Source organism: Desulfobacter sp. UBA2225, assembly GCF_002348205.1.
Lineage (GTDB): Bacteria > Desulfobacterota > Desulfobacteria > Desulfobacterales > Desulfobacteraceae > Desulfobacter > Desulfobacter postgatei.
Genome location: NZ_DDYV01000019.1, coordinates 1 through 10,600 on the forward strand (window position 1 = coordinate 1; position 10,600 = coordinate 10,600).

Genomic DNA, 10,600 nt, shown 5'->3' on the forward strand with positions numbered 1-10,600 from the left:
ATGCGGCAAAGGGAGGGGCTGCCTCCGCCCTGTCCGTGGACCGGGCCGAAACCGCCATTACCTGGGTCAAGGAAAATCTGGCCTTAAATCAGTTATCGGCATCATGCCACACCCAGGTCCAGATGGATACTTTTGATTTCCTGAAAAAAGCCCTTCGACTTGAACACAGATACGATCTGGCTGTGGTGGACCCACCCTCCTATTCCACAACGCGCCTGGACAACATGCACTTTGATATTGCCAAAGACTATCCGTTTTTGCTTAACCAGGTGTTCAAGCTCATGCGCTTGGGGAGCACGGTCTTTTTTTCCACCAACCACCAAAATTTTTTGTTGGATGAAAACAAGCTTGATGCCGCTGATATTAAAGAGATCACCCAGGAAACAATCCCTGAGGATTATGTTTCCAAGAAAAAACAGATCCACCGGTGCTGGCGTATCACTTGTTAGGGATATTCAGGATGCAGGCATTGAAACAGGTTCCGGCTTCCAGAAAATATTTTCGGGTCTACATATTGTGTGCCCCCATTTCTTCAGATTTTTCAAACTTTGTTGTGGGCTATGCCCGGCAGTTGATGTGTCAGGTCAGCCCACGGCTGCTATAAGAAAGGAGTGCCCATGGATAACTTGCTTGATCATCCGTTAATTGAGCAGCGTTATTTTTTTCCCCGCAAGGGTTTTTTTGCTGATCCTTTTTGGGTTGATGTTGATGGCGCAAGATTAGCCTGCAGCTATCATGAAATTAATCCCGAGGCGAAAACGCTAGTACATTTTCACGGCAATGGTGAGATTGTTGATGACTGGCAAGGTGATTTTGTCTCCTTGATTCATCAGATGGGCTGTAATTGTTTGTTGGCGGAATTGCGCGGTTATGGACAATCAAGCGGTCGGGCGCAATTGGGTAAAATGATCTGCGATGTAGCGCCAACCATCGAAGCCTTAAAACGTAATCAGAAGGATTTGATTTTTTTCGGCCGTAGTGTTGGTTCTATTTTTGCTCTTGAAGCCGCAGCCCGTTTTCCTGATGCCGCCGGGCTGGTTCTTGAAAGTGCTGTTGCCGATGTGCTTGAGCGTTTGCTGTTGCGTGTTCACCCTGATGAACTCAATGTTGATTTCTCTGCTTTACGCAACGCAGTGGACCAGCAGCTTAATCATCAGCAGAAAATAGCCTCATTTAAAGGCGATGTATTGGTGCTGCACACCGTTAATGATGGCTTGATTGATGTCAGCCACGGTAAGCGGCTTTATGATTGGGCGCCAGGGCGTAAAACGATTAAATTGTTTGATCGGGGCGATCACAACAGCATTATGATGTTTAATGCCGATGAGTATTTTTCTTGTTTGGAAAGTTTTATTCGTGGTTTGAGCTGATGCATGGGCTTACCTGCCGATCACGCCGATGGCGGTGCAAAGATCAAGTCCGCCATGGAAAAGGGGCATGGTTGACAGGCTTAAGTTCAGTGCCTGGAACTCTTTTCTGCCCGGACAGACAACGCCTGCCCGCCATCCTTTGAAATCCGCAGCCAGCTTATTCCCGATCTCTTTATAAAGGGCTGTGATATCGTCATTTTTATCCAGGCGGATGCCATAAGGTGGATTCAGGAGCACTACCCCCTGGTTGTCTGTAATGGGTGGGGGCTTCATGGTGAAGAAATCATCGCAGACTGGGCAGATGCGTTGAAACAGCCTGTGTCGGGTGCAGGTCTGTTTCAGCCGGTCAATGGCTGCCTGATCTATATCACGGGCCAGGATGGGGGGCAACGACCCGGCGTCCATGCATGCCCCGGCTGCTGCCAGAAGCGTGTTGCGGGCATGGGTGATACTTTTTTCCTCAAATCCCGGCCAGGCTTCAAAGGCAAATGATCTGAATGCCCCTGGGGGCAGTGCGCACTGCATCATGGCGCCCTCTAAGCTGAATGTGCCGGAGCCGCACATGGGGTCGGCGATCATGTCCTTTTCTGACAGATCCAGCTGGGTCAGAATGGCAAAGGCCAGGGTTTCACGCAAAGGTGCTTTAACAATTTTTTCTTTAATTCCCCGTTTGTACAAAGAGGTTCCAGACATATCGAGGGAGAGTTCAAATCTGTCATTTTCCCCGCGGACCATCAGGGTCTGGGAAATGATTTCGGCTGGTTTGATGATGTCGTGCTGCCTGGATGTATCCTTTAAAAACAGCCGGTCATGAATGATGGGTCTGATCCGGTCCGCAATGGCTGTGGAGTGATACAGGCGCGATTTGTGGGTGGAGACCCTGATATCGGGCGGGCTTTGGGGCGGCAGGTACAATTCCCAGTCAATGGATTTAATCTGTTCTTCAAGCCGCCTGAAACCATCTGCCTTGAATGATGCGACACGCATGAGTATCCGGGTGGTTGATCCCATCAGAATATTGGCCAGGCAGGCGGTTTTCAATTTGGTTGTGAATTCAATCCCCCCGGGAATGGCCTTAAGATCAGTGATCCTGTGGTTATCTGAGAATATTTCCCCCGCCTTTTGGGAGACCCGGTTCACCTCTGTTTCACAAACACCGCCAAGGCCCGGTGGGCATACGGCAAAAAAAACATGGGGTCTTCCGGAAATACGGCGTTTTATACGTTTTTCAAAGGCTGAAGGGATGTTGTACAATTTTTTTAAAAAGTCCTGCCGCAGCAGGAACCGGGACCGGCACATCCACTTTTTTCACCAGGTCTGGAACCGCAGCAGGCTGTGTCGTTGGGGCCGGGCAGGGAGCTGCCGGATTTGCCTGAAAAGCTTGAGTGGGCTGCCATGAGCTTTTCAAGTTGGGTACTGCCGCACTCAGGGCAGACAGCCTGGTCATCCCGACCGGTCACGAGCAGTTCAAGGATCCGGTTGCATTGCGGACAATGGAAGTCATATAAAGGCATATTTTCTCCTTTTTTACAGAAGCACACCCTGTGCTGGTGACACCTTTTTAAATGAGACGGGGGTAAGATAGGGGTAAAAGATGCCACCAGGACAGGGCGCGCTTCGGATTAATTTTTACCAGTGACCTTCGGCGTTGGCCCCGTCGGCAAATGTGAATTTACCTGCTTTAAAGTCCTCAATCGTACTTTTGATGGTACCGGAGGCCTCATTGGCTACTTTTACGCCGGCACTGTCAAGGGTTTTGAATGCATTGGGGCCGCAGAACCCTGTGATCAGCACCTGGGCACCCTTGTCACAGATTGCCGAAGCTGCTGTAATGCCGGCGCCTTTAAAGGCATTTTTATTTTCAGAGTTATCAATGACCTCAAAATCCAGGGTGTCTGTGTCCACCACTATGATGTAGGCCGCTCTGCCGAATCTGGGGTCCACTTGGGCATCAAGGTCTTTACCCGCTGATGTAATAGCTATTTTCATTGGTTTTTCCTAAAAATTACTAATCTGTGTCCGTCCTGAAATGAATTTGTGGATGGGCACTAGTGTGCGCCGCCACCGCCGCCGCAGACCTGATCATTCTGGATCTGTGTAAGTTTGCCGGCAATAAGGTCCATGACCACAGGTTCAATATCCGGACGCTGGTCATCGTGATAGACATCAATGCCCACCTGGCGGAAGCCCATGAGCGGCCGCATGCCGATGCCGCCTACGATCAGGGCGTTCACCCGATGTTCGGACAGAAGGTTTACAGGCACCATGCAGCCGCCCTGGGCATGCTCCTGGTTGGCAACGGTGGATACCGTTTCAATTTTTCCATCCTTGACATCCACAAAGGTGAATACGTCACAATGTCCGAAATGACCTGCACGGGTACCGGAAAGTCCTCCTTCTCCGTTGGAGGGGATTGCAATTCTACCGTTTTCCATAATTTTTACTTAACTCCTTTACTTGTGTATATTGAATCTAAAAAATATTATTTAGTTAGCACAGCCTGTCCATCTTCATGGCCGGGTGAGCCATAATTCGATTCCAGATCTCTTTGATTTGTGTTGCAGCAGGGCTGTCACCATGGGTTTCCATGATGGATTTACCTTGGACCATGGCTGTTGTGAATGCCGGGTCAAAGGGGAGTTTTCCCACAAATTCCATATTTCTTTTTTCGGCAATCACCTCAATGGCCCGGGCCTGATCCGGGTTTAAATCGTATTTGTTGATGCAGACCATGGCCGGCATTTTAAAATGGGCTGCCAACTGGGCCACACGTTCCATGTCATGGATGCCTGAAACCGTGGGCTCCGTCACGATGAGAACTGCGTTGGCATGCCCGATGGAGGCAATAACCGGGCATCCGATACCCGGAGGGCCGTCCGTGAGCAGGATGTCAATGTGGTTCGCAAGTACGCGTTTTCTGGCCTCGTCTCTGACCAGGGCCACCAACCGGCCTGAGTTGTCTTCTGCAATGCCTAAGCGGGCATGTATCATCTCCCCGAACCGGGTAGAGGAAGCAAACCATTGTCCGCAGACTTTTTCCTCAAATTTAATGGCAGATTCAGGACACAGGTCTGCGCAGACCCCGCAGCCTTCACAGGCAAGGCCGTCAATATAAAATATCCCTGCGCCTTCCACCGGTTTAACTGCGTCAAACCTGCAAAGTTCCATACACTGACCGCAGCCGGTGCAGGCGTCAGGGATGATTTCTGCCTCATAGCCGCCTGCAAAATCATGGGTTTCTTGAATGTCCGGGTCCATAATCAGGTGCAGGTCTGCTGCATCCACGTCCGCATCACAAAGCATCATATTTCCGGCAAGGCTTGCAAATGCTGCTGTTAAACTGGTTTTTCCGGTTCCGCCTTTGCCGCTTAAAATAACAAGTTCTTTCATCAGGCATCCCCTTTCCGGTTCACGATTGCTTCAATGGATGTGTACAGACCTTTAAATATCTCTTTGTATTCAGGCAAAGCCTGGACAAGCAGTTCGCCCTTTGAGTAGGCCGAAGCAATGTCCTTGTCAAAGGGAATTTCCAGTAAAATTGGAATATTTTCATTTCGGGCATAAATTTTAACCCCATCATTGCCAATACCCGCCCGGTTGATCACAATACCGCAGGGAATGCCTAACAGCTTCACCGCTTCCACGGCCAGGGTCAGATCATGCAGGCCAAAGGGCGTGGGCTCGGTGACCAGAAGCACAAAATCCGTTCCTTTCATGGAGGCAATCACGGGACAGGAGGTGCCCGGCGGGGCATCTATAATGGTGAGTTCTTTTTCTTTCTCAAGTTTCCGAACCTGCCTGATGACCGCTGGTGCCATAACCTGGCCGATATCCATAAGCCCCCGGCCGAATGACGGGGAACCGGGCAGATTCAGGCTGCCTGTTTCCACCGTACCGATGAACCGGTCGATTTCAGTGATGGCTTTTTCCGGACAAACAACCGTGCAGCCGCCACAAGAGTGGCAGAGTTCCGGAAAGGTAACCACCGTTTTTCCGGCCACGGCAATTGCGCCGAACCGGCAGATATCCATGCATTTTTTGCAATAGGTGCAAAGGCTTAAGTCCACTTTAGGCACAGGGGCATTGACCCTTTCTTTTCCAGTGAAGTTTGGGTTCAGGAAAAGGTGGGCATTGGGTTCTTCCACGTCGCAGTCTAAAAGCATAAGGTCTCTATCAAGACTTGCGCAAAGATTGGTGGCCACAGTAGTCTTACCTGTGCCGCCTTTTCCGCTTGCTATGCTGATAATCATATAATTTTATCTCCTTGGGGTCAGGGTTTTTCGCCTCACCCGAGTAACCTGATTTTTTTCAATTGGTTTTCCAGGTTTCGGGCATCATCCTGGCCCGGTTGAACAGGCAGCTGCATCAGCACACCGTATCCTTCATAAACATCATGGAACTGTTTTTTATCCATGGTGCCGGTAATTGCACAATTGGTCATGGGGCTTTGGGTGGTGACGGCCTCCACCAAGACTTTGGCATTCATGTCCGACAGAGCTTCTTCCATGATTACCAGGTCAATCCATTGACCTTTTGGCGTATTGGCAATCAGGGATAAAAGTTCTTTGCCGGTTGCGCACCATTTTATTTCAATGCTGTGTTGGCCCAACATCTGTTCAAGCCCCTTAAACTGAGCTTTGTCCCTGCTTACAAATACCGCCTGTTTCATTTTGTATATCTCCAGTCTCTTTTAATTCAATTGCCAAGATTCCTGGTTTTGGAATCTTCGATAAAGGAAAGCAAAGCATGTGCCATTGCTTGATTAATATTGAACTTATGTGCAATGGACTGAAAAATAAGGCCTATTATCTCTTTGACAAGGGGGGGATAAAAAAGACGGCTATGTGATGGGTGCAAAAATGCGACCATGTATTGCATATGCAACAACGTGGGGCAAAAACGAAACCTCCGGGGTTGTTGCAATTGATTTATCGTCACGGAAAGCACTCAAAATTAAGGAACGGATCTTAAATACCTTGTCCATTTTGCCATCTCCGGGAGCGCGGGCGGTGCCGTCCGCGCTCTCAGGTTAAATTGTTTCAGAAGCAGTGTCGTGTTAAAATTCAGGGCAACTTATCAAATGCGCAATGGAGAAGTTTTTCCGTGGTTTCCCATGAGATGCATTCATCTGTGATGGAGACCCCGTACTGAAGGTTATCCGCATCCCCGTTGCATTTGCACTTCTGATTGCCTTCAAACAGGTTGCTTTCCAGCATCAGGCCCACAATCCTGTCATTGCCCCCAAGCCTTTGATCCACGGCGCTCTTGAATACAAATGCCTGGCCCGTGTATTTTTGGCCGGAGTTGTCATGGGAACAGTCAATGATCACCGCATCCAAAAGGCCTCTTTCCCTGAGTCGGGCCTGGGCTTTTCCCACGGAGACGGGATCGTAGTTGGGTGTGGCCCCGCCGCGCAGGACGATGTGGCAGAAGCGGTTGCCCCGGGTGGAGACAACGGCTGTTTTGCCGTCCGGATCAATGCCCAGAAAATGCTGGGGCGTCTTGGCGGCCTGGGTGGCGTTGATTGCTGCCGTTAGAGTGCCGTCGGTACCGTTTTTGAATCCCACGGGCATGGAGAGTCCCGAGGCCATCTCCCGGTGGGTCTGGGACTCCGTGGTGCGTGCACCAATGGCCACCCAGCTTAAAAGCCCGGCAATGTACTGGGGGGTAATGGGATCTAAAATTTCCGTGGCAGCAGGCAGACCCAAGTCATTGATGCTGATCAGCAGAGACCTGGCCCTTCGAAGTCCTTCTTCCATATTATATGAGGAATCCAGGAGCGGATCATTGATCAGTCCCTTCCAGCCCACGGTGGTTCTGGGTTTTTCAAAATAGACCCGCATAATCAGGCTGATTTTATCTTTTACCTCTTCACGCAGGGCTTTCATCTTTTGGGCATACTCCATGGCTCCATCCATGTCATGGATGGAGCAGGGACCTGCAATGACCATCAGCCGTTTGTCCTCTCCGGTCAGGATCTCCTGGACTTCCCTGCGGCCGGCCAGGACGTTGTCGGCAGTTTGGTCGGGTACGGGCAGTTCTGTGCGCATGACTTCCGGGGAGGTAAGGGTGAGAAATGATTCTACGTTTACATCGTTAATCTGTTTCATGACGATTCCTTTCGCGGGCTCTGGTCGCCTGAAACTTTAAATAAAAAAGCCGCAGGCGGTGTCTGCCTGCGGCTTTTAAAAAATGATATATTTAGCGCAATACAGGCAGGCCGGTATAAAAATAATACCAGAAATAAAAATAATAGCTGTCTGCTTTGCGGGTGGTCATAGATTTTTCCTTTTATAACTATGCCAAATTGTATAAACTCGTTTTTCTGGCGAGTCAAGCATTTAATTAAGGAGAAAACATTATGGAACTGGCAGCAGAATATTTTGACGACGGCGGTTCTTTTGTGGCGTTCGGTAATGAGGCGATGAAATGACCAGACAGAACAAAAAGGAAGCGCTTGCTAATGTCGAAAAACTTGAACAGAATGTGGGTGTTTCACATGCTATCGATCAAGACACCGAAATTCCAACGAATGGACTTGCGCGAAAGACTGCAATGAGATTGCTCGATTATTCGGTTAAACGATTCAGTGGCGTGAATCCGGATAAAGCAATTAAACAAGCCCGGGATATGAAAAAAAAATATCCGGGCCTTTCTGATGCCGAAGTGGTTGAGAAGCTTATAAAGGCCAAATGCCAGAAAACAGCCGCCATTGGGGTTACAACATCAGCCTCCGGCGTCATTCCGGGACTGGGGACAGCTTTAGCGCTGACCGTTGGATTTGTAGTTGATATCAGCAGCATACTGAAAATGCATTCCGAACTGGTGTTGGAAATCGCTGAAGCCTATGGGAAACGGTTATCGGAGATGGAGCGCAGTGAGGTCATACTTGCAGTAACGGGTTTGAGTGCCGGCATCAACACGATTAGTGGTAAAGCGGTAAAAGGTGTGTCACATAAGATAGGTGAAATTGCGGCACAGAAATGGCTTTCAAAGGCTATTCCGGCCATCGGTATGGCGACTTCGGCCAGTACCAATGTATTGTCCACCTATATTATTGGAAAACGAGCGGATGCCTATTTCACAAGGGGACCCGAGGCAATGAAAGATTTAAAGGATAATCTGCGTGCTCTCAGTGGTGTGGATGAACGGAAGATTTCAGAATGGTGTAAAAAGTTTATTGGAAATGACCTGTGATGACATCAGAAGAAAATCTTTTCAAGCCAGATACGCGTGGATCAATTATTTATGACGAATCCGGAATAGAGGTGATTAATTTTAAAACTCCAGCCCAGAAGAATATGGATGGTCAACCTTGCTGACAGGATCACTAACCTCTCTTCTTGATCAACTTGAAGTAACAGAAAACTGGAGAAATTATGAATTTAAATGATCCTTCACTGTTAATTGGAGTATCAATCATATCTGAAATGCATCAAAATTTTGAGGAAGGAAACAGCCAAAAGCAGAGTGCCGGGAAATTTTAGCTGAATTAGAGAAATATGGAAAGAAACTGTGGATTGATTATTGCGTAGAGCAAAATGAATATGATGAATCTGAACAGGAAATACGAGAAGATTCAGACTATATCTTTAAGCATCATGATTATCCAGAATAATCGATTTTAATCAGCATTAGTGTGATCTATTTATTGGTGAATATGAGACTGATAAGCTGATGGAAGACACCAAGGACTGAGCTTTAACAAAAGTATCGAACGCCCTTTGAATAAAGGCAATGGAGCCACAATCATAGACACAGTCAACCCTCTGCCAACACCCTATTTTAATATGGGTTTAGAAAATCAAAATCCCGCGCGATAAAAAAATTTTCACTTGAATAATGGCTCTCCGAGGTTTTCCGTGGTTGACATAATTATTATTTTGTGAATAAGAGCTCTGACCCTAAAGTATCCAATAGGATTCGTTGCCTAAGGTGTTTAATGTTAAAAATTCCATAGCATCTCCGTTTGATTACTTTGATTTTGTTGTTCAACCCCTCCACAAAGCCACTGTTGGAACGATTATTGAAATAATTTGCAATTTGGGATTGGAACGAGTTTAGTGTTTTTATAAAGGAATCATAACAATCCAGACCGTTTTTTATGACCTTTTTTTCCCATTTTTTGAAGGCTGCGATGTCGTCCTGTTTTGTATAGTCTTCTTCAAAGATATCAGTCATGGCATTTCTGAGTTCATAGGCCTTTTTCAAATCTGGACTATACCCAAATGCTGTTTCAAGAATGTCGTTCTCTGTTTCTGTTAGTTTGTTGGGGTTCTTTCTAAAAGCCCATAGTAATCCTTTGAGTTCTTTATAATCATTTTCAGATAACTCTTTTTTAAGCCGTTTTTGCTCTTTCTTTCTGATGGAATCAGCACCTTTTCGATAAGACTGGGCAACATGAAACCTATCAACAACAACTTCAACTGATTCACCAAGAGCCTCTTTTGCGGCATTCAAATATCCTTCATACATGTCTGTCGCAACGTCGTTGATTGTGTTCTTGACTGTATCTGGGATGAGCTTGAGAAACTCAAGAACAGTCTCTTTTTTACGATCAGGAAGAACACCGAGTAGTTGAGTCCGTCCCTCAAAACGGGAACTGACAATAACGACAAAATCACGATGGCCTTTTTTTAATGCAATCTCGTCCAGCCCCAAAGTCCCAATATATGAAATATGATCAAGTGGATTTTGGCCAAAATAGGATTCTGACAGCATCGCTTCTACATGCTTTTCACCTAAGTTTTCCTTTAAACAAACGTCCTCGACGCTACTGTTTATCAAACATCGTAAGACATGATCTCGATATGCCTTTGTGTAGTTTTTTCCGGAATCACGCCATGACAACCGTTCCGTTGTTGTCGGCTCATTGTCACACTCTAAGCATTGATAACGGCGGGGCCGAATTTTTAAATAGACTTCTCTTCCAAGGATGGGTAAATGGCGGATCGTAATCCATTCATCATATCCTTTGAAGTGCCGTATCACTTTGCCGCATTTTCGGCAGATTCCGCTTTTCTTTGTGCTTCGAAGTTGAATGATATAGTCCCCCTTTGTTATCACGAAAACTTCTCAAAACTTCAACGTCAGGCAGTTCTAAATCTAAATCGAATTCCATACCGCTCCACTAATCAGGGAAAATAGTTTATTATCCTGAAAGAAAACTGGAATTACAACCCCGGAAATTATCGAAGAGCCTGAATAATTAACATGGGTAAACCCCCGGC

At 47.3% G+C, this 10,600-nt stretch carries 13 protein-coding genes; 4 read left to right on the plus strand and 9 right to left on the minus strand.

What is annotated here, in order from left to right; all coding sequences use genetic code 11:
• Both B3D59_RS00800 and B3D59_RS00805 read left to right on the plus strand, forming a co-directional pair.
• The coding region (locus tag B3D59_RS00800) for a class I SAM-dependent methyltransferase (protein WP_286817179.1) at window positions 1–449 on the plus strand (449 nt) is incomplete at its 5' end.
• Between the two features lie 168 nt (window positions 450–617).
• Window positions 618–1,370, plus strand: a complete 753-nt coding sequence (locus tag B3D59_RS00805) for an alpha/beta hydrolase (protein WP_286817180.1) — start codon at window positions 618–620, stop codon at window positions 1,368–1,370.
• 9 nt (window positions 1,371–1,379) lie between these two features.
• Here the strand turns inward: B3D59_RS00805 and B3D59_RS00810 are convergent, their stop codons facing one another.
• The 8 genes from B3D59_RS00810 to B3D59_RS00845 form a co-directional block, all read right to left on the minus strand.
• A complete protein-coding gene (locus B3D59_RS00810) occupies window positions 1,380–2,624 on the minus strand; it encodes a THUMP domain-containing class I SAM-dependent RNA methyltransferase (RefSeq protein ID WP_286817181.1) in 1,245 nt (414 codons plus the stop codon).
• 5 nt (window positions 2,625–2,629) lie between these two features.
• Window positions 2,630–2,884, minus strand: coding sequence for an FmdB family zinc ribbon protein (locus B3D59_RS00815; RefSeq protein ID WP_286817182.1), 255 nt, complete (start codon window positions 2,882–2,884; stop codon window positions 2,630–2,632).
• 115 nt (window positions 2,885–2,999) lie between these two features.
• A complete protein-coding gene (locus tag B3D59_RS00820) occupies window positions 3,000–3,359 on the minus strand; it encodes a NifB/NifX family molybdenum-iron cluster-binding protein (protein ID WP_286817183.1) in 360 nt (119 codons plus the stop codon).
• A gap of 59 nt (window positions 3,360–3,418) precedes the next feature.
• Window positions 3,419–3,805 carry a NifB/NifX family molybdenum-iron cluster-binding protein gene (locus B3D59_RS00825; RefSeq protein WP_286817184.1) on the minus strand — a complete coding sequence of 129 codons (387 nt, stop codon included), beginning with the start codon at window positions 3,803–3,805 and terminating at the stop codon, window positions 3,419–3,421.
• Window positions 3,806–3,860: 55 nt separating this feature from the next.
• Window positions 3,861–4,760 (minus strand): ATP-binding protein, encoded by a 900-nt coding sequence (locus B3D59_RS00830; protein WP_286817185.1) that lies wholly within the window; start codon window positions 4,758–4,760, stop codon window positions 3,861–3,863.
• Window positions 4,760–5,620: an ATP-binding protein gene (locus B3D59_RS00835; RefSeq protein WP_286817186.1), complete on the minus strand. Its 861-nt coding sequence runs from the start codon at window positions 5,618–5,620 to the stop codon at window positions 4,760–4,762. Before B3D59_RS00835 ends, B3D59_RS00830 begins: the two co-directional genes overlap by 1 nt.
• Before the next feature lie 35 nt (window positions 5,621–5,655).
• Window positions 5,656–6,039: a hypothetical protein gene (locus B3D59_RS00840; RefSeq protein WP_286817187.1), complete on the minus strand. Its 384-nt coding sequence runs from the start codon at window positions 6,037–6,039 to the stop codon at window positions 5,656–5,658.
• A 394-nt stretch (window positions 6,040–6,433) separates the two neighbouring features.
• On the minus strand, window positions 6,434–7,480 hold the full coding sequence (locus tag B3D59_RS00845; RefSeq protein ID WP_286817188.1) for a 3-deoxy-7-phosphoheptulonate synthase: 1,047 nt from the start codon (window positions 7,478–7,480) through the stop codon (window positions 6,434–6,436).
• Window positions 7,481–7,799: 319 nt separating this feature from the next.
• Here B3D59_RS00845 and B3D59_RS00850 point away from each other — a divergent pair, with 319 nt between their 5' ends.
• Entirely contained in the window at window positions 7,800–8,567 is a 768-nt protein-coding gene (locus B3D59_RS00850) for a hypothetical protein (RefSeq protein ID WP_286817189.1), read from the plus strand.
• A complete protein-coding gene (locus tag B3D59_RS00855; protein ID WP_286817190.1) occupies window positions 8,567–8,692 on the plus strand; it encodes a hypothetical protein in 126 nt (41 codons plus the stop codon). The genes B3D59_RS00850 and B3D59_RS00855 overlap by 1 nt, the downstream gene beginning before the upstream one ends.
• Before the next feature lie 556 nt (window positions 8,693–9,248).
• Here the strand turns inward: B3D59_RS00855 and B3D59_RS00860 are convergent.
• Window positions 9,249–10,436, minus strand: a complete 1,188-nt coding sequence (locus B3D59_RS00860; RefSeq protein ID WP_286817191.1) for an ISL3 family transposase — start codon at window positions 10,434–10,436, stop codon at window positions 9,249–9,251.
• Window positions 10,437–10,600 lie beyond the last annotated feature (164 nt).

Bases quoted from the DNA above. Each gene is read 5' to 3' on its own strand.
- B3D59_RS00805 (WP_286817180.1), top strand. From the start codon at position 618: ATGGATAACTTGCTTGATCATCCGTTAATTGAGCAGCGTTATTTTTTT.
- B3D59_RS00815 (WP_286817182.1), bottom strand. From the start codon at position 2,884: ATGCCTTTATATGACTTCCATTGTCCGCAATGCAACCGGATCCTTGAA.
- B3D59_RS00820 (WP_286817183.1), bottom strand. From the start codon at position 3,359: ATGAAAATAGCTATTACATCAGCGGGTAAAGACCTTGATGCCCAAGTG.
- B3D59_RS00825 (WP_286817184.1), bottom strand. From the start codon at position 3,805: ATGGAAAACGGTAGAATTGCAATCCCCTCCAACGGAGAAGGAGGACTT.
- B3D59_RS00830 (WP_286817185.1), bottom strand. From the start codon at position 4,760: ATGAAAGAACTTGTTATTTTAAGCGGCAAAGGCGGAACCGGAAAAACC.
- B3D59_RS00835 (WP_286817186.1), bottom strand. From the start codon at position 5,620: ATGATTATCAGCATAGCAAGCGGAAAAGGCGGCACAGGTAAGACTACT.
- B3D59_RS00840 (WP_286817187.1), bottom strand. From the start codon at position 6,039: ATGAAACAGGCGGTATTTGTAAGCAGGGACAAAGCTCAGTTTAAGGGG.
- B3D59_RS00845 (WP_286817188.1), bottom strand. From the start codon at position 7,480: ATGAAACAGATTAACGATGTAAACGTAGAATCATTTCTCACCCTTACC.
- B3D59_RS00850 (WP_286817189.1), top strand. From the start codon at position 7,800: ATGACCAGACAGAACAAAAAGGAAGCGCTTGCTAATGTCGAAAAACTT.
- B3D59_RS00855 (WP_286817190.1), top strand. From the start codon at position 8,567: ATGACATCAGAAGAAAATCTTTTCAAGCCAGATACGCGTGGATCAATT.